Annotated in this window: 14 protein-coding genes; 5 read left to right on the top strand and 9 right to left on the bottom strand. The window is 66.0% G+C overall.

What is annotated here, in order from left to right:
- Positions 1 to 166 precede the first annotated feature (166 nt).
- From trmA to I6L39_RS07260, 4 genes are all read left to right on the top strand, one after another.
- Positions 167 to 1,300, top strand: coding sequence for a tRNA (uridine(54)-C5)-methyltransferase TrmA (gene trmA / locus I6L39_RS07275; RefSeq protein WP_216991431.1), 1,134 nt, complete (start codon positions 167 to 169; stop codon positions 1,298 to 1,300).
- 149 nt (positions 1,301 to 1,449) lie between these two features.
- Entirely contained in the window at positions 1,450 to 2,157 is a 708-nt protein-coding gene (gene rstA, locus I6L39_RS07270; RefSeq protein WP_216991430.1) for a two-component system response regulator RstA, read from the top strand.
- A gap of 115 nt (positions 2,158 to 2,272) precedes the next feature.
- Positions 2,273 to 3,598 (top strand): two-component system sensor histidine kinase RstB, encoded by a 1,326-nt coding sequence (rstB, locus tag I6L39_RS07265; protein ID WP_042078181.1) that lies wholly within the window; start codon positions 2,273 to 2,275, stop codon positions 3,596 to 3,598.
- A 54-nt stretch (positions 3,599 to 3,652) separates the two neighbouring features.
- Positions 3,653 to 3,829: a hypothetical protein gene (locus I6L39_RS07260; RefSeq protein ID WP_167335715.1), complete on the top strand. Its 177-nt coding sequence runs from the start codon at positions 3,653 to 3,655 to the stop codon at positions 3,827 to 3,829.
- Positions 3,830 to 3,912: 83 nt separating this feature from the next.
- On the opposite strand, the gene I6L39_RS07255 is transcribed toward I6L39_RS07260, so the two are convergent.
- The 3 genes from I6L39_RS07255 to rpmE form a co-directional block, all read right to left on the bottom strand.
- The gene (locus tag I6L39_RS07255) at positions 3,913 to 5,169 is read right to left on the bottom strand and encodes a malic enzyme-like NAD(P)-binding protein (protein ID WP_042078182.1); all 1,257 of its coding nucleotides are present in this window, start codon (positions 5,167 to 5,169) and stop codon (positions 3,913 to 3,915) included.
- 179 nt (positions 5,170 to 5,348) lie between these two features.
- Positions 5,349 to 6,782 carry a DUF2867 domain-containing protein gene (locus I6L39_RS07250; RefSeq protein ID WP_042078183.1) on the bottom strand — a complete coding sequence of 478 codons (1,434 nt, stop codon included), beginning with the start codon at positions 6,780 to 6,782 and terminating at the stop codon, positions 5,349 to 5,351.
- A 116-nt stretch (positions 6,783 to 6,898) separates the two neighbouring features.
- Entirely contained in the window at positions 6,899 to 7,114 is a 216-nt protein-coding gene (gene rpmE, locus I6L39_RS07245; RefSeq protein ID WP_042078184.1) for a 50S ribosomal protein L31, read from the bottom strand.
- A 147-nt stretch (positions 7,115 to 7,261) separates the two neighbouring features.
- Here rpmE and priA point away from each other — a divergent pair, with 147 nt between their 5' ends.
- Positions 7,262 to 9,469: a primosomal protein N' gene (priA, locus tag I6L39_RS07240; protein ID WP_042078185.1), complete on the top strand. Its 2,208-nt coding sequence runs from the start codon at positions 7,262 to 7,264 to the stop codon at positions 9,467 to 9,469.
- A gap of 156 nt (positions 9,470 to 9,625) precedes the next feature.
- Here priA and ompA read toward each other — a convergent pair whose 3' ends face one another.
- The 6 genes from ompA to ilvG form a co-directional block, all read right to left on the bottom strand.
- Complete coding sequence (gene ompA / locus I6L39_RS07235; RefSeq protein ID WP_042078186.1) at positions 9,626 to 10,753, bottom strand: porin OmpA; 1,128 nt, start codon at positions 10,751 to 10,753, stop codon at positions 9,626 to 9,628.
- A 253-nt stretch (positions 10,754 to 11,006) separates the two neighbouring features.
- Positions 11,007 to 12,539 carry a threonine ammonia-lyase, biosynthetic gene (gene ilvA / locus I6L39_RS07230; RefSeq protein ID WP_042078187.1) on the bottom strand — a complete coding sequence of 511 codons (1,533 nt, stop codon included), beginning with the start codon at positions 12,537 to 12,539 and terminating at the stop codon, positions 11,007 to 11,009.
- A gap of 3 nt (positions 12,540 to 12,542) precedes the next feature.
- On the bottom strand, positions 12,543 to 14,384 hold the full coding sequence (ilvD, locus tag I6L39_RS07225; protein WP_216991429.1) for a dihydroxy-acid dehydratase: 1,842 nt from the start codon (positions 14,382 to 14,384) through the stop codon (positions 12,543 to 12,545).
- A gap of 146 nt (positions 14,385 to 14,530) precedes the next feature.
- Positions 14,531 to 15,463: a branched-chain amino acid transaminase gene (locus tag I6L39_RS07220; protein ID WP_216991428.1), complete on the bottom strand. Its 933-nt coding sequence runs from the start codon at positions 15,461 to 15,463 to the stop codon at positions 14,531 to 14,533.
- A gap of 12 nt (positions 15,464 to 15,475) precedes the next feature.
- On the bottom strand, positions 15,476 to 15,739 hold the full coding sequence (gene ilvM / locus I6L39_RS07215; protein ID WP_042078191.1) for an acetolactate synthase 2 small subunit: 264 nt from the start codon (positions 15,737 to 15,739) through the stop codon (positions 15,476 to 15,478).
- A complete protein-coding gene (gene ilvG / locus I6L39_RS07210; RefSeq protein WP_216991427.1) occupies positions 15,736 to 17,382 on the bottom strand; it encodes an acetolactate synthase 2 catalytic subunit in 1,647 nt (548 codons plus the stop codon). Before ilvG ends, ilvM begins: the two co-directional genes overlap by 4 nt.
- Positions 17,383 to 17,537 lie beyond the last annotated feature (155 nt).

The raw sequence follows: 17,537 nt of genomic DNA, 5'->3' as shown, positions 1-17,537 counted from the left end.
CCTATAGTGGTGGATCGGTTATCGGCCCGACTGGCCACTTCTTGACCACAAAAAACTTGGACAATCCGTGGCGGCCTTTTAAAATCCCCACCCTTTGGTTGGCTGTTGCTTGGCTGCGGCCCTCCCCCGGTCTTTACCCGGCTCTGCCGGCGCATGCGAGGTATCCATGACTCAATCCCAGCCATCTTCCGCCGACACCCAGGCCAGACGGACTCCCGCCGACTACCAGGCCCAGCTCGACGAGAAGCGCGATCGCCTCGCCCAGCTGTTCGCCCCCTTCAACCCGCCCGCGCTGGAGGTCCATGCCTCCCCCGCCGAGCACTACCGGATGCGCGCCGAGTTCCGCATCTGGCACGAGGGGGATGACCTCTACCACTGCATGTATGCACCGGCCACCAAGGAGATCATCCGGGTCGACCAGTTCCCCACCGCCAGCCTGCTCATCAACCAGCTGATGCCGGTGCTGCTGGCCGGGCTGCGCCCGCACCCGGTGCTGCGCCGCAAGCTGTTCCAGATAGACTACCTCTCCACCCAGTCCGGCCAGATCTGCGTCAGCCTGCTCTATCACCGCAAGCTGGAAGCCGAATGGCAGCAGGCCGCCGAAGCCCTGCAGGCCGACCTGAGAGCCCAGGGCTTCGATCTGCAGCTGATTGGCCGCGCCCACAAGCAGAAGATCTGCCTGGGGGAGGAGTTCGTCATCGAGCGGCTCCAGGTGCAGGGTCGCGAGCTGGTCTACAAGCAGGTGGAAAACAGCTTCACCCAGCCCAACGCCGCCATCAACGAGCAGATGCTGGGCTGGGCGCTGGACGTGACTAGGGGGAGCGAGGGGGATCTGCTGGAGCTCTACTGCGGCAACGGCAACTTCTCCATCGCCCTGGCCCGGAACTTTAGCAAGGTGCTGGCCACCGAGATCGCCAAGCCGAGCGTGGACTCCGCCCAGTTCAACATAGCCGCCAATGGGGTGGACAACCTCATCATACTGCGCATGTCGGCGGAGGAGTTCACCCTGGCGATGCGCGGCGAGCGGGAGTTCAACCGCCTCAAGGGGGTGGATCTCAAGAGCTACCAGTGCAACACCATCTTCGTGGATCCCCCCCGCGCCGGCCTCGACGATGCGACCGTCAAACTGGTGCAGGAGTACGACAACATCCTCTACATCTCCTGCAACCCCGAGACCCTGCAGGCCAACATGGCGGTGCTGGGCGACACCCACGAGATCGCCCGCTTCGCCCTGTTCGACCAGTTCCCCTGGACCCACCATATGGAGGCCGGGGTCTATCTCAAGCGCAAGGCGGGTTGATGCCGCCGGGGAACAGCTCCCCACTCGACCAGCAAGACAAGACAGGGCCCGCGGGCCCTGTTTGATTAGTTATCCCGGTGCAGGGCGCGGGCGCAGCCGTTATGCTGGCGACACGCGCATTCGCGCCATGATCGGGGGGCCACGCCACCATGCCACGCGTTCTGTTTGTTGAAGACGATCCCGAGATAGGCCAGCTCATCAGCAGCTGGCTCGGTCGCCACGACATCGAGGTGCTGCTGGAGACCCGGGGCGATCGGGCACTCGCCAGGGTGGAGGCCGAGCAGCCGGACCTGGTGCTGCTCGACATCATGCTGCCGGGGCAGGACGGCCTCTCCCTGTGCCGGGATCTGCGCCCGCGCTTCAAGGGTCCCATCGTCATGCTCACCTCGCTGGACAGCGACATGAACCAGATCCTCAGCCTGGAGCTGGGCGCCAACGACTACATCCTCAAGACCACGCCGCCCCCCGTGCTGCTGGCCCGGTTGCGGGTCCAGTTCCGCCAGCAGGGACAGGCTCCCCACCCCGTGGCCCCAAGTCCCCCTCCCCAGCGCCTGCAGTTCGGCCGCCTGCGGATCGACGGCCCGGGCCGGGACGTGCGCCTCGATGGGGAGAGCATTCCCCTCTCCACCGCCGATTTTGACCTCTTGTGGGAGCTGGCCTGCCACGCCGGCCAGATCCTGGGGCGGGAGGCGCTGTTTCGCAGCCTGCGGGGGCGCGACTACGACGGCCAGGATCGCAGCATGGACGTGGCCATCTCCCGCCTGCGCCGCCGGCTGGGGGACGACAGCAACAACCCGACCCGGATCAAAACAGTACGCCAGAAGGGCTATCTGCTGGTGCCCCAGGCCTGGGAATAAGCCCGCCGAATGACCTTGATGTTCTCTGCTCCCTTCTCCCCTTGCGGGAGAAGGGTTGGGGATGAGGGGCAACAAGGCAATGCCCGACGCAATCCAGGCAAGAGGAGAGCCCCCGATGCGACGCCTGTTTATCCAGTTCTACCTGCTGCTGATGGGCTGCTTCGCCCTGGCCATCCTGCTCATCGGCCTGGTCTATCAGGTCAGCGCCGAGCGGGCGGGGGATCGCTACCTGGAGCGGATGATGCAAGGCTCACTCGGCCTGCTCACCGGCGAGCTGGCCCGGCTGCCACCGGCGCGCTGGCCCGCCCGCACGGCGGAGCAGAGCCGCCAGCTCAACCTGCCGCTGCAGGTTGGTCCCCTCGCCAGCCAGCCCCTCGCCCGCGAGGATCGGGCCTTCCTCGCGGCGGGCAACATCGTCATCGTCGAGGAGGACGACACCTTCCTGCAGCGCATCCCGGGCACGGACCGGGTGCTGATCGTCGGCCCCGTCCCCTACCTCTCCTACCTGCACGAGCTGCGCTGGGTGGACGTGGGGCTGCTGCTGCTCATCGGTCTCTCGCTGGGCCTGCCCATCCTGCTCTGGCTGCGCCCCCACTGGCGCGGCCTGCAGCGGCTGGAGCAGACCGCCCGCCGGGTCGGCGACGGGGATCTCTCCTGCCGCACCGACCTGCCTGCGGGCAGCAGCCTGGGCCGGGTCGGTCGCACCTTCGATCAGATGGCCGAGCAGTTGCAGGCCATGCTGGCCAGCCGCAAGCAGCTGACCGACGCCATCGCCCACGAGCTGCGCACTCCCCTGGTACGGCTGAGATACCGGCTCGCCATGCTGGAGCGGGCCCCCTCGGCAGAGGAGCAGCAGGGGCTGGAGCGGGACCTCGGCGCGCTGGACGCCCTGATCGAGGAGATGCTCACCTACGCCAGGCTCGATCGCCCCGAGCTGCCGCTCCAGTACAGCGAACTGGAGCTGGGCCACTGGGCCGGCAGCCGCCTCGCCGACTGGCAGGCGCTGCGCCCCGAGATCCGGCTCGAACTCGAGTCCCCCGCCGCTCCCCTGCCCTGGCGCGGCGACACCCGCTTGCTGGATCGGGCGCTGGAGAACCTCATCGGCAACGCCCTGCGTCACGCCACCCGCCAGGTGACCCTGCGCATGGCGCGGCAGGGGGGCGACTATCTGCTGGAGGTGGCCGACGACGGGCCCGGCATAGCTCCCGCACTGGCGGGCCAGATCTTCGAGCCCTTCGTGCGGCTGGATCAGAGCCGGGACAGGCGCACCGGCGGCGCCGGCCTGGGGCTGGCCATAGTGCGCAGCATTGCCCGCCACCACGGCGGCGAGGTGCAGCTGCTGCCCAGCCCCAGCGGCGCCCGTTTCTGCCTGACCCTGCCCGTACATTTGGATACACACCGTCACCACTCCCTCACTGAAGCAAACCGGGGGCAGACTTAGGATGAACTCATGGAGAAACGCTCCATGCCATCAACCCGAACGAGGAACTGGAATATGAACAAGCTGATCCCCCTGAGCCTGGCCGCCGTCTTCGCCCTGACCTCCGGCTTCACCATGGCGGCCACCCCGACCAAGGCCGCCGCCCCCCAGGCGACCCAGACCAAGGTCGTGAAGAAGCACCACAAGGCCGCCAAGGCGCCGACCGCCCAGGTGGCTCCCAAGACCAAGTAATCCAACCACAAGCTTCCCGCAATGAAGAGGGGCCCCATCACGGGGCCCCTCTTGTCGCTTGTCCTGCCCTCATCGGCTCAGGTTCACTCCAGCATATAGTCCGCCGGCAGTTCGATGCGGGCCACCCCGGAGGCAACCGCCGCCAGTGCCACGGCACGGGCGACCCGCGGCAGCAGGCGGGCGTCCATGGGCTTGGGAATGACGTACTCCTTGCCGAAGGCGAGTTCACTCACGCCAGCGGCGGTCAGCACCTCGGCGGGCACCGGCTCCCTGGCCAGGGCGCGGATCGCCTCCACTGCCGCAATCTTCATGGCATCGTTGATGCGGCTGGCACGGGCGTCGAGGGCACCGCGGAAGATGAAGGGGAAGCAGAGCACGTTGTTGATCTGGTTCGGGTAGTCGGAACGGCCCGTCCCCATGATGAGATCCCCGCGCACTGCGTGAGCCAGGGCAGGCTTGATCTCGGGGTCCGGGTTGGAGCAGGCGAAGATCACCGGGTTGGGGGCCATCAGGGCCACCGCCTCGGCGGGCAGTACGTCCGGGCCGGAGACGCCGACGAACACGTCAGCCCCGTCGATGACATCCATCAGGGTACGCAGGGGCGTGTCGTTGGCGAAACGCTGCTTGTACTGGTTGAGATCGGTGCGGTCGCTGTGGATCACCCCCTGGCGGTCCAGCATGAAGATATTCTCGGGCGCAGCCCCGCACTTGATCAGCAGGTCCATGCAGGCGGTGGCGGCGGCGCCGGCGCCCATGCAGACGATGCGGCTGCTGCCGATCACCTTGCCCTGCACTTCCAGGGCGTTGAGCAGGCCGGCGGCGGTGACGATGGCGGTACCGTGCTGGTCATCATGGAACACCGGGATGTCGCAGCGGGCGATCAGCGCCTCTTCAATCTCGAAGCACTCGGGGGCCTTGATGTCTTCCAGGTTGATGCCGCCGAAGGTGTCGGCGATGGCGGCCACAGTGTCGATGAACTGGGCGCTGGTCTCGTGCTTCACCTCGATGTCGATGGCGTCGATGCCGGCAAAGCGCTTGAACAGCAGGGCCTTGCCCTCCATCACCGGCTTGGAGGCCAGCGGCCCCAGGTTGCCCAGCCCCAGGATGGCGGTGCCGTTGGAGATGACGGCCACCAGGTTGCCCTTGCCGGTGTAACGGTAGGCATCGGCCGGGTTGGCGGCGATCTCGCGCACCGGCTCGGCGACACCCGGGCTGTAGGCCAGCGCCAGATCCCGCGCGGTCTCGGCGGGCTTGGTGAGGGCGATGGCGATTTTGCCCGGCACGGGCTGGGCATGGTAGTCGAGTGCCTGTTGGCGGAGATCGTGCTGCTGATCGGACATGGGGGACCCCGATACGGAAGTGAATGAGTGGTGCATTGGCTCGCCGATGGGCGAGGGCTGGGGATCATAAAGAAAACCCGCTCCCTTTCACAGCAGAAAGTATTGTCCAGATCTACTGATGAGGCGTTTGTCAGCAGGTAACACCAAATATTAATACCCATTTAGTTATAGATATGGTTTCAATCCATCACGGGTATGCCGGCCCTCTGCTCCGCCTGGCGGGCGATGGCCTCCGTCATCCCCTGGAAGATGAAGAGGTGGAAGGGCAGCATGGCGAGCCAGTAGGCCAGTCCCCAGGCCCCCTGCGGGTGCCAGTGGGCCGTCACCCTGAGCCGGGTCAGGCCGGACTCCAGCGGCTGGATGTTGAACTCCAGCCGCCCGACGCCGGGGGCCTTCATGTTGAACAGCAGATCCAGCCTGCGCCCCTCGTCCACCCCGAGGATCTGCCAGGAGTCCAGCATGTCCCCCTTCACGAAGCGATCCGGGTTGGTGCGCCCCCGGGTCAGGGCCGGGCCGCCGATCAGGTGATCCATCCACTCCCGTACCACCCACAGCTCGTTCATGTAGAAGTAGCGCTGCTCGCCCCCCAGCTGCTGCAGCACCTGCCACACCACCTCGGGGGAGGCGAGGCTGTCTGCCTCGCCGCTGGCGGTGCGATCGTAGAAACCATATTCGGGGTGGCGCCAGCGCAGGCCGAGCGGCGTCTCCTCTCCCTGCTGCTCAGCGCCGAGCCTCTGCTCCAGGGCCAGGCTCTCGGTCAGCGCCTCGTCGAAGCTGAGCAGGGTTTGCGGCAGCAGGGCGCGCAGCGGGCCGTCGTCCGCCGGGATGTCGTGCTTGAGGCCGCCCACCAGCGCCTTGGCCACCGGCTGGGGCACCGAGGTGGCGAACTGCAGCCACCAGGCGGAGAGCCGCGGGCTCAGGAAGGGGAGCGGGATGATGGGGCAACGCTTGCCGATATGGGCGGCGAACTTCTGGAGCTGCTGCTGGTAGCTGAGCAGCTCGGGGCCGGCGGCGTTGAAGATCTGGCCATCCACCCCTTCCGCTTCCACCAGCCCGACCAGATAGTGCAGCAGGTTGGAGAGGGCGATGGGGGGCGTGCGGGATCGCACCCATTTGGGCGTCACCATCATGGGCAGGTTGAACACCAGATCCCGCATCACCTCGAACGCCGCCGATCCGGGACCTATGATGATGCCGGCCCGCAGCTCCACCGTGGGCACGCCGGCCTCCCGAAACAGCTCGCCGCAGTAACGGCGGGAGTTGAGGTGGCGGCTGTTGCAGGGGTCGGGCTGGATGGCACCGAGATAGACGATGCGCCGCACCCCGGCCGCGCGGGCGGCGGCGGCGAAGTTCTTCACCCCCTGCTGCTCCAGCCGGTGAAAACCGGCTCCCGCCCCCATGGCGTGCACCAGATAGAAGACGGTGTCGACCCCCGCCAGCGCGGGCAACAGGGTGATGGGCTTGAGGCTGTCGGCGAGGCGAAACGCCACCCCCTCCGGCAGGCGGCAAGGGTGGCGAGCCCCGGCGATGACCCTGTACCCCAGACCCTGCAGATGGGGCACCAGGTAGGATCCTATGTACCCGGCCGCCCCCATCACCAGACATGTGCGCATCGGCTCTTCTCCCTTGGTTGAGCCAACACCATAGGGCAAAGCGGGGAATTACAGAATGCCGCGCAATAAAAAAGGCACCCGATGGGCGCCTTTTTCAGAATTCTTCAGAAGCAAGATTACTTCTTGGAGGTCAAGCCACCGAAACGCTTGTTGAACTTGTCTACGCGGCCGCCGCTAGAAACTTCTTTCTGCTTGCCGGTGTAGAAGGGGTGGCACTCGGAACACACGTCCAGGTTCAGATCTTTACCGATGGTAGAGAAAGTGTTGATGACGTTACCGCAAGAGCACTTGCAGGTGATGGCTACGTAGTCAGGATGGATACCAGCTTTCATGGACAACCTCAATTATCAGGCCGTGTCGCCATCCGATCTCTTGTCGGACACCACACGATTGTTGAACACAGTTTCAAAGGCTGCGAATAATATAGGAAACGCCTGAGATCAGGCAAGTGGCTTCGCAGAAAAAATAGGCAATCCCTGGTGAATTCTTCCCAAACCCTTGATCTGGTTCGTGTGGCAGTGCCGGTGCCCTTGCGCCGTCATTTCGACTATCTCTCCCCCCTGCCCTTGCCTGCCCCCGGCTGCCGGGTCGAGATCCCGTTCGGCCCCCAGACCCTGGTCGGCCTGGTGGTCGATCATCCGGCCGAGAGTCAGGTGCCGCGCAACAAGCTCAAGCCCATCAAGCGCGTACTCGACAGCGCCCCCGCGCTGGGGCCCGACATCCTGGCGCTGATGGCCTGGAGCGCCTGCTACTACCAGCACCCCCTGGGGGAGGTGCTGCCCCACGCCCTGCCGGTGCTGGTGCGCAAGGGGGAGCCCGCCGCCTATCGGGAGCTGGAGTTCTGGTTCGCCACCGAGGCCGGCATGGCCATCGACCTCAACGAGCTCAAGCGGGCCGCCAAGCAGCAGCAGGCCCTCGCCCTGCTGCGCAAGGGACCGCAGACGCCATCCGCCCTCAAGCAGGAGGAGATCCAGGGCGCCGCCCTCACCGCGCTGGAGAAGAAAGGCTTGCTGGAGAAGCGTTCGCTGGAGCCGAGCCATGACGGCGACTGGGCCGCCCGTTTCGAGCCGGGGGAGGGTCTGCGCCTCAACGGCGAGCAGGCGCTGGCGGTGGCCGCCGTCACCAGCCAGAGCGACAGGTTCGGCGCCTTCCTGCTGGACGGCATCACAGGCTCCGGCAAGACCGAGGTTTACCTGAGCATCCTCGAGCCCCTGCTCAAGGCGGGCAAGCAGGCCCTGGTGATGGTGCCCGAGATAGGCCTCACTCCGCAGACCATCAACCGCTTCCGGCGCCGCTTCAAGGTGCCCGTGGTGGCCATGAACTCCGCCATGAACGACAGGGAGCGGCTCGACGCCTGGCTGGCCTGTCGCGACGGTGGCGCCGCCATCCTGATCGGCACCCGCTCCGCGGTGTTCACGCCGTTCAAGGATCTCGGCATCATCATCATCGACGAGGAGCACGACGGCTCCTTCAAGCAGCAGGACGGTTTTCGCTACCACGCGCGGGATCTCGCCGTGATGCGGGCCCATCGCGCCGGCATCCCTATCCTGCTCGGCTCGGCCACCCCGTCGCTGGAGACGCTGCACAACGCCCGCACCGGCAAGTATCACCACCTCAGCCTGACCCGGCGTGCCGGCAACGCCCAGACCGCCCGCCAGGTGATCCTCGACATCAAGAACGTGCGGCTGCAGGCCGGGCTTTCCCCCCAGTTGGAGCAGCTGATGGCGGAACACCTGGCGGCCGGCAACCAGGTGATGCTGTTTCTCAACCGCCGTGGTTATGCGCCGGCCCTCATCTGCCATCAGTGCGGCTGGAGCGCCGCCTGCGAACGCTGCGACGCCTGGTACACCTGGCACCAGGCCGGGCGGCGGCTGCACTGCCATCACTGCGACAGCGTGCGCCCCCTGCCCCACCACTGCCCCGAATGCGGCAGCAGCGAACTCATCGGCTCCGGGGTGGGCACAGAGCAGCTGGAGCAGCTGCTCACCACTATCTTCCCGCAATACCCCGTGGTGCGCATCGATCGGGACAACACTCGCCGCAAGGGGGAGCTGGAAGTCCATCTCGGCGACATCAAGGCGGGCAAGTACAAGATCCTGATCGGCACCCAGATGCTGGCCAAGGGCCACCACTTCCCGGATGTGACCCTGGTGGGTCTGCTGGATGTGGATGGCGCCCTGTTCAGCGCCGATTTTCGGGCAGCCGAGAAGCTGGCCCAGCTCTACACCCAGGTGGCGGGCCGGGCAGGCCGGGCCAGCAAACCCGGGCTGGTGGTGCTGCAGAGCCACCACCCGGAGCATGCCCTGCTGCAGGATCTGACCCAGAACGGCTATGGCCATTTCGCCGACACGGCGCTGCAAGAGCGCCGCCTGCTGGGGCTGCCGCCGTTCAGCCATCAGGGACTGTTTCGGGCCGAGGCCAATGGCCGGGACGAGGTGCAGCTGTTCCTCGCTCGCCTCGCCGATACCCTGCGCAGCGCCCGCTATCCCCAGGTGCAGGTGCTGGGGCCCATCAGCGGCTTCATGGAGCGCAAGGCGGGGAAGTTTCGCATGCAGTTGCTGGTGCAGGGACCGAGCCGTGCACCGCTGGCCCAGCTGCTGGACTGGGCGGTGAAGGAGCTGGAGGCCTGGCCCGAGACCAAGAAGGTGCGCTGGAGCCTGGATATAGACCCCACGGAGTTGAATTGAGGGTCGCTGCGCTGATCCGATTACGCTTCGCTAATCGAACCTACGTCCCTGCTCCCTTCTCCCCTCGCGGGAGAAGGGTTGGGGATGAGGGGGGAGCCAGAACGCAACGAGGGGGCCTTGGCCCCCTCGTTATTTTTACCCCATGACGGCACCGGCCTATTCGGCGACCTGGGACACCCCGGTCAGCCGCACCTCGACCCGGCGATCCGGGGCCAGGCAGGCGATCATCTGCGCCTTGGCGCCATCCGGGCAACTGCCCCCCGTCACCGGGGAAGACTCGCCCCGCCCCTCGGCGCGTACCTTGTCGGCAAACAGCCCCTTGGCGATGAGATAATCCGCCACGGTACGGGCCCGCTGCTCGGAGAGGGACTGGTTGTAGGCCTCCGAGCCGATGCGATCGGTGTGGCCGATCACGGTCGCCACCCCGTCCTTGGGATTGGCGGCCAGGATCTGGGCAAACAGGTTGTCCAGGGCCTGGCTGGCTTCGGGCTTCAGGGTCGCCTTGTTGAACTCGAACAGCACGTCGGAATCCAGGTTGAACTGCTTCTCCACCAGCACGGGAGCCGGGGCGGGCGCAGGCTCGGGCGCGGGGGTCGGCGCCACCGGCTCGTCGCCTATCTGGCCGAAACGATAGAGCATGCCGACCGACAGCAGGCCGTTGTCCATCTCTATGCCGGACTCATCCAGCGAGGTCTTGCCGAGCGGCGTGGTGTACTGGTATTCGAGGCGGGCGGCCCAGTCCTTGTCGATGGCGTATTCCACCCCCAAGGCCCCCACGAAGGCGGCACCGTGGTACTTGCCCCCACCCGACTCGGTGAGATTGGTGGTGCCGTCGTTGGCCCAGGCATCTATGGTGCTCTCCGTCCAGGCGTAGGCGCCCCCCAGCCGACCATAGATGTCCAGCGCCGTGGTCGCCGGGAAGCCGATCTTCATGGTGGCCTGGATCATCTGGGCCTTGGCTTCCCCATTCAGACCCGCATCGACACCGTTGCCCGAGAAGCGCTGATCCACCTGGTACTTGCCGAGCCAGTCGTAACCCAGCTCGATCGCCACGTTCCGGTTGACCTGATAACCGGCGAAGAGCCCCAGGCCCAGGTCGCTGTGATCCTTGTCCGGATCATAGGTATCGAGCAGATCCTTGACCTGATCGTCGTAATCCACCCCGTAAAAACTGGACCAGCCGGCCTTGCCACCGGCGTACCAGGTGTTGTCCTGGGCGGCAGCCTGCACCGTCCCCGTTGCCATCAGAGCGCCGATCAGGACGGCGAGCATAGATCTGTTCATGGATGAGCCCCTGCAATGAATTGTTATGACGCGACTGCGCCTCTCTTCCCTGACGGGGCCCCGAATCCAAGCCCCGTCTTCAGATTATCCCATCTGCAACCAGCCTCAAACGACCAGGGCCTCAGGAGTGTGATATTGGCGACATTATCGACCACCGTGCCCCCAATCATGGGGGGTTGGAACGTCGCCCATAAAAAAACGAAGAGCCGGGCTCTTCGTTTCTCATCTCGTAGCGCGGATCGTCAAGCCGCCGTCACTGACTGCCCTGGCTCGCCAGGAACAACCGGTAGGCGGGATCGTCGCTCACCTCCTTCCAGCCGTAGCCAATCTCGTGCAGGTAGTCGTGGAAGGCGGCCACGTCCTCGTCCGGCAGCTCGAAGGCACAGAGCACCCGGCCATAGTCGGCACCGTGGTTGCGGTAGTGGAACAGGCTGATGTTCCAGCGGCAGCCCAGGGTCTCGAGGAAGCGCATCAGGGCCCCCGGCTGCTCCGGGAACTTGAAGCTGTAGAGCCGCTCACCGAGCGGCCGGGCAGGCCGGCCACCAATCATGTATCGCACGTGGTTCTTGGCCAGCTCGCTCTCGGTCATGTTGACCACCGGATAGCCGTTACCGCCGAGCTGATCGATGATCTGGCCGAGCTCCTCGTCACCGCCGGTGAGGCGCACCGAGACGAACAGCGACGCCTGCTCGGCATCGGCGTAGCGGTAGTTGAACTCGGTCACCATGCGGGGCCCGAGCTGACGGCAGAAGTCGAGGAAGGCCCCCTTGCGCTCGGGGATGGTCACCGCCAGCATGCCCTCGCGCTTCTCGCCTATCTCGCAGCGCTCCGACACGTAGCGCAGGCTGTGGAAGTTGACGTTGGCGCCCGACAGAATGGCCGCCATCCGCCCGCCCTTCACCTGCTCCCGCTCGCTATAGGCCTTGAGGCCGGCCAGGGACAGGGCCCCCGACGGCTCGGCGATGGCGCGGCAGTCGTCGAAGATGTCTTTCAGCGCGGCGCAGATCTGGTCGTTGGAGACGGTCACCACCTCGTCCAGATACTGGTTGCACAGGCGGAAGGTCTCCTCGCCGATGCGCTTGACCGCCACCCCGTCCGCAAACAGGGAGACCCGCTCCAGGTTGACCGGCTCGCCGGCCGCCAGCGCGGCCTTGAGGCAGGCGGAGCCCTCCGCCTCCACCCCGATCACCTTGACGTCCGGCAGCAGCTGCTTGATGTAGACCGCCACCCCGGCGGCCAGGCCGCCGCCCCCCACCGGCACGAAGACGTGGGTGAGGTGGGTATCCTGCTCCAGCAGCTCCTTGCCGATGGTGCCCTGACCCGCGATCACCTCGACGTCGTCAAAGGGCGGGATCAGGGTATAGCCCTCGCTCTCGGCGAGGCGGCGGCTCTCGCCATAGGCCTCGTCGAAGCTGTTGCCAAACAGCAGCACGTTGCCGCCCTGACGGCGCACCGCGTCGATCTTGATGTCTGGCGTGGTCTTGGGCATCACTATGATCGCCTTGATACCGAGCTTGGCAGCCGACAGGGCGACCCCCTGGGCGTGGTTGCCCGCCGAGGCCGCCACTACGCCGCGCGCCTTCTGCTCCTGGGTCAGGGTGGCGATCTTGTGGTAGGCGCCGCGCAGCTTGAAGGAGTGGACCGGTTGCAGGTCCTCCCGCTTCAGGCTGACGTGATTGCCGAGCCGCTCGGAGAGCTTCTTCAGGGTTTGCAGGGGGGTGACCCGCGCCGCCTCGTAGACGGGGGAGAGCAGCACCTTGCGCAGATAATCCGCCGCAGAGACCATGGCTTATTCCCCCAGCATCGAGCGATCGCGCACCGCGCCTTTATCGGCGCTGGTGGCGAACATGGCGTAGGCACGCAGGGCGAATGAGACCTGACGCTGGCGATCCAGCGGCTTCCAGCCACGGGCTTCGACGGCCACGCGACGGGCGGCCAGCACGCTGTCGGCCACCTCCAGCACCATGCTGCGGGCCGGGATGTCGATGTTGATGATGTCGCCATCCTCCACCAGACCGATAGTGCCGCCGGAGGCCGCCTCCGGCGAGACGTGGCCGATGGAGAGACCCGAGGTACCGCCGGAGAAGCGGCCATCGGTGATCAGGGCGCACGCCTTGCCCAATCCCATCGACTTGAGATAGGTGGTGGGGTAGAGCATCTCCTGCATGCCAGGGCCCCCTTTCGGCCCTTCGTAGCGGATCACCACCACCTCACCGGCTTTCACCGTGCCGTCCAGGATGCCGCTCACCGCGCTCTCCTGGCTCTCGAACACCCGGGCCGGGCCACGGAAGCGGAGGTTCTCCTCATCCACCCCGGCGGTCTTGACGATGGCGCCGTTCAGCGCCAGGTTGCCGGCGAGCACGGCGAGGCCGCCCTCCTGGCTGTAGGCGTTGTCGAAGGAGCGGATGCAGCCTTCCGCTCTGTCCAGATCCAGCTCGGGCCAGCGGCAATCCTGGCTGAACGCCTTGGTGGTGCGGATCCCGGCCGGGCCGGCGCGGTAGAAGTCGTGCACCGCCTTGTCATCGCAGCGGCTCACGTCGTACGCCTCAAGCAGCTCGCTGAGCGAGGTGCCGAGCACATTGCGGGCATCCCCGTGCACCAGGCCCGCCTTCTCCAGCTGGCCAAGGATGGCGACCACGCCGCCGGCGCGGTGCACGTCCTCCATGTGGTATTTCTGGGTGGAGGGCGCCACCTTGCACAGCTGGGGCACCTTGCGGGACATGCGGTCGATGTCGGCCATGGTGAAGTCGACACCCGCCTCCTGGGCCGCCGCCAGCAGGTGCAGCACGGTGTTGGTGGAACCCCCCATGGCGATATCCAGCGCCATGGCGTTCTCGAACGCCGCCTTGGTGGCGATGTTGCGCGGCAACGCCGAGGCATCGTCCTGCTCATACCAGCGCTTGGCCAGGGTGACGATGCGCTGGCCCGCCAGCTTGAACAGCTGCTCGCGATCCGCGTGGGTCGCCAGCAGGGAGCCGTTGCCCGGCTGGGAGAGACCGAGTGCCTCGGTCAGGCAGTTCATGGAGTTGGCGGTGAACATGCCGGAGCAGGAGCCGCAAGTGGGGCAGGCGCTGCGCTCGATCTGATCGCTCTGGGCATCGGAGACCTTGGGGTCTGCCCCCTGGATCATGGCGTCCACCAGATCCAGCTTGATGATCTGGTCGGAGAGCTTGGTCTTGCCCGCTTCCATGGGGCCGCCGGAGACGAAAATCACCGGGATGTTGATGCGCAGGGCCGCCATCAGCATCCCCGGGGTGATCTTGTCGCAGTTGGAGATGCAGACCATGGCGTCGGCGCAGTGGGCGTTGACCATGTACTCCACCGAGTCGGCGATGAGTTCGCGGGACGGCAGGGAATAGAGCATGCCACCGTGGCCCATGGCGATGCCGTCATCCACGGCGATGGTGTTGAACTCCTTGGCGACCCCGCCGGCCGCCTCGATCTCCCGGGCCACCAGCTGGCCGAGATCCTTGAGATGCACGTGACCGGGCACGAACTGGGTGAAGGAGTTGACCACGGCGATGATGGGCTTGCCGAAATCCTGATCGGTCATGCCGGTGGCACGCCAGAGGGCGCGGGCCCCGGCCATGTTACGTCCGTGGGTGGTGGTGGCGGATCTCAACTTCGGCATTGTCTCTACTCCCTGAATGCCCCTGGGGCGCATTGTCTTTCAACATGAATGTGTGATTCGCGGATCGGGAATCGATCCTGGTGAAGGCACCTCGGGGAGCCTTCACCGGAAGCGACTCGGGGAGGCGTGACGCCTCCCCGCTCTCATCAGTCGTTGACGGGGGTCAGCCAGCCCCACTTGTCTTCGGTCTGGCCGTTGAACAGGCCGAAGAAGGCGTTCTGCAGCTGTTCGGTCACCGGGCCACGGCAACCGGCGCCCACCTTCATCCGATCCACCGAGCGCACCGGGGTCACCTCGGCGGCCGTGCCCGTCATGAAGATCTCGTCCGCGACGTAGAGCGCCTCGCGGGGCAGCGCCTGCTCCCGCACCTCATAACCCAAGTCACGCGCAAGCGTCATGATGGTGTCACGGGTGATGCCGGGCAGGATGGCGGCGGTGGCAGGCGGGGTGAACAGCACGCCGTTCTTCACCAGAAACAGGTTCTCCCCCGCCCCTTCGCTCAGGTAGCCGTTCACGTCCAGCGCCAGCCCCTCGGCGAAGCCGTTGCGCTTGGCCTCGCGGCTGATGAGCTGGGAAGAGAGGTAGTTGCCGCCCGCCTTGGCGCCGGTGGGGATGGTGTTGGGGGCGAGCCGGTTCCAGGAGGTGACGCAGACATCCACCCCGTTTTTCAGCCCCTCTTCACCGAGATAGGCGCCCCAGGGCAGGGCCGCGACCATGAGGTCTGCCTTGGCATCCAGCGGCGGATGCAGCCCCAGCCCCACGTTGCCGACAAAGGCCAGCGGACGCAGGTAGCCGCTTTTCAGGCCGTTCTCGCGCACCACGGTGCGGCAGGCTTCATTCACTTCGGCCTCGCTGTAGGGGACATCCATCCAGTAGATCTTGGCGGAGTCGAACAGGCGGTGGGTGTGCTCCTGCAGGCGGAAGATGCAGGTGCCCCTGGGGGTGTCATAGGCGCGCACCCCCTCGAACACGGAGGAGCCGTAGTGCAGGGCGTGGCTCATGACGTGCACCTGGGCATCTTGCCAGGGCACCAGCTTGCCGTTGAACCAGATGTATTGAGGGTGGGAAGGCTGTGACATTGGCTTGGCTCCTTAAGCGCTGATCCGGGATGGCTGTTCCAGTGCATCGACCCGGGAGACGTCCACCAGCTTGTTCAGCTGGCTCCACAACTGCTGGATGGGACGCACCGACTCGACAGTAACCGTGATCCGCAGCTGTTGGCAATCCTGCTCCATGTGCAGGGCATTGAGGGCGAAGCCGCGGTGGCGGACCACCCGCAGCACTCGCTCCATCACTTCGGGTCTGGGCTGGGCATGGATATGCAAGGTGTGCTGGTGCTGACTGTGCTGACTCATGGGCGTTGCTCCATCATCTTGTGGTTGGCGACTCCTGGCGGAACCAGGGGCCAGACGTTTTCTTCCTCTGAAATGGCCACATGCAGCAGATAGGCGGTCTCGCTCGCCAGCAGGCGATCGAGCGCCGGGGCTATCTCCTCCTTGCATGTGATGGTCTCGCCGGGGATGCCGAAGGCGGCGGCCAGGGCGATGAAGTCGGGGTTGTCGGACAAATTGGTCTCGCTGTAGCGACCGTCGAAGAACAGCTCCTGCCACTGACGCACCATGCCGAGGCGCTGGTTGTCCAGCAGCACCATCTTCACCTTGAGCTGGGCACGGCGGATGGTGCCGAGCTCCTGCACGTTCATCATGAAGGAGCCGTCACCACTTACCAGCACCACTTCATCCTCCGGGCGCGACATCTTGGCGCCGATGGCGGCGGGCAGGCCGAAACCCATGGTGCCGAGACCGGCGCTGGAGAGGTGGTTGCGCGGGCTGGTGAAGCGCATGTGCTGGGCCACCCACATCTGGTGCTGACCCACGTCGCAGGCCACCACGCTGCTCTCCGCCAGCCGGGCGGAGAGCGCCTTGAGCAGGGCCGGGGCGTAGATGGCCTGGCCAGGGTGGTCGTAGCGAAACGCATATTCCCGGGCCATGGCGGCGCAGTGCTCACGCCAGCGGTCGATGTCGAGAGTCATGGCGAGGCGTGGCAGCACCTGTTTCAGATCCTGGGTGATACCCACCTCGGCGGCGCGGCGCTTGCCGAACTCGGCGGCATCCACGTCCAGGTGGATCACCTTGGCCTCCGGGGCGAACTCCTCCAGCTTGCCGGTCACCCTGTCATCGAAACGGGCGCCCACCACCAGCAGCAGGTCGCACTGCTGCACCGCGAGGTTGGCGGCCTTGGTGCCGTGCATGCCGAGCATGCCGAGATAGACGGGACTGTCGGGATCGAGCGCCCCTATCCCCTTGAGGGTGGTGACCGCCGGCATGCCGGTCGCGGCGGCAAATTCGCGCAGCTGCTGCTCGGCATTGGCCATCCCCACACCGCCACCGACGTAGAGCACGGGACGCTCGGCAGCGGCCAGCAGGATGCGGGCGGCCTTCAGGTCGGCCGGATTGAGATGTTCGGGCTCCGCCACCGCAAACAGCGGGCTCTGGGAGGGAACGGCGGCCAGTTGCACATCCTTGGGCAGGTCGATCAGCACCGGGCCAGGGCGCCCCTCGCTGGCGATGGCGAAGGCCTCGGCAATCACCTGAGGCAGATCCGCCACGTCCGTCACCATGAAGGAGTGCTTGGTGCAGGAGAGGGACATGCCGAGCACGTCGACCTCCTGAAACGCATCTGTCCCGACGGCGGCGCAGGGCACCTGGCCGCTGATGGCCACCAGGGGCACGGAATCCAGCAGCGCCTCCGCGAGACCGGTCACCAGGTTGGTGGCACCGGGGCCGGAGGTGGCGATGCAGACCCCCACCTGACCGGAGGCGCGGGCATAACCTACAGCCGCCATGGCGGCCCCCTGCTCATGGCGGCAGAGCTGATGGGCCAGACCGCCGTCATACAGGGCATCGTAGACCGGCATGATGGCCCCGCCCGGGTAACCAAACACCTGGGTCACACCCTGTTTCTTGAGAGCCTGTACCAAAAACTGCGCGCCGTTCATGTGGAAAATCCTGTCCTTTGGTCGAAAAAAAACCCCCGGGCCTTAAGGCTCGGGGGTCGCTTGTTTCGTTCTGTCCGGTGGTGGGTCTATCCCTTGTTCCGTGCAGCCAAACGAGCCCCGAGCGGTGAGATAATAATCACCACTAGGACCACGAT

The organism is Aeromonas sp. FDAARGOS 1409 (assembly GCF_019048705.1).
Lineage (GTDB): Bacteria > Pseudomonadota > Gammaproteobacteria > Enterobacterales > Aeromonadaceae > Aeromonas > Aeromonas sanarellii.
This window is presented reverse-complemented; position numbering and strand designations above follow the sequence as displayed.

Excerpts from the sequence above, each read along its gene's own strand:
- trmA (WP_216991431.1), top strand. The coding sequence starts at position 167 with ATGACTCAATCCCAGCCATCTTCCGCCGACACCCAGGCCAGACGGACT.
- rstA (WP_216991430.1), top strand. The coding sequence starts at position 1,450 with ATGCCACGCGTTCTGTTTGTTGAAGACGATCCCGAGATAGGCCAGCTC.
- rstB (WP_042078181.1), top strand. The coding sequence starts at position 2,273 with ATGCGACGCCTGTTTATCCAGTTCTACCTGCTGCTGATGGGCTGCTTC.
- I6L39_RS07260 (WP_167335715.1), top strand. The coding sequence starts at position 3,653 with ATGAACAAGCTGATCCCCCTGAGCCTGGCCGCCGTCTTCGCCCTGACC.
- I6L39_RS07255 (WP_042078182.1), bottom strand. The coding sequence starts at position 5,169 with ATGTCCGATCAGCAGCACGATCTCCGCCAACAGGCACTCGACTACCAT.
- I6L39_RS07250 (WP_042078183.1), bottom strand. The coding sequence starts at position 6,782 with ATGCGCACATGTCTGGTGATGGGGGCGGCCGGGTACATAGGATCCTAC.
- rpmE (WP_042078184.1), bottom strand. The coding sequence starts at position 7,114 with ATGAAAGCTGGTATCCATCCTGACTACGTAGCCATCACCTGCAAGTGC.
- ompA (WP_042078186.1), bottom strand. The coding sequence starts at position 10,753 with ATGAACAGATCTATGCTCGCCGTCCTGATCGGCGCTCTGATGGCAACG.
- ilvA (WP_042078187.1), bottom strand. The coding sequence starts at position 12,539 with ATGGTCTCTGCGGCGGATTATCTGCGCAAGGTGCTGCTCTCCCCCGTC.
- ilvD (WP_216991429.1), bottom strand. The coding sequence starts at position 14,384 with ATGCCGAAGTTGAGATCCGCCACCACCACCCACGGACGTAACATGGCC.
- I6L39_RS07220 (WP_216991428.1), bottom strand. The coding sequence starts at position 15,463 with ATGTCACAGCCTTCCCACCCTCAATACATCTGGTTCAACGGCAAGCTG.
- ilvM (WP_042078191.1), bottom strand. The coding sequence starts at position 15,739 with ATGAGTCAGCACAGTCAGCACCAGCACACCTTGCATATCCATGCCCAG.
- ilvG (WP_216991427.1), bottom strand. The coding sequence starts at position 17,382 with ATGAACGGCGCGCAGTTTTTGGTACAGGCTCTCAAGAAACAGGGTGTG.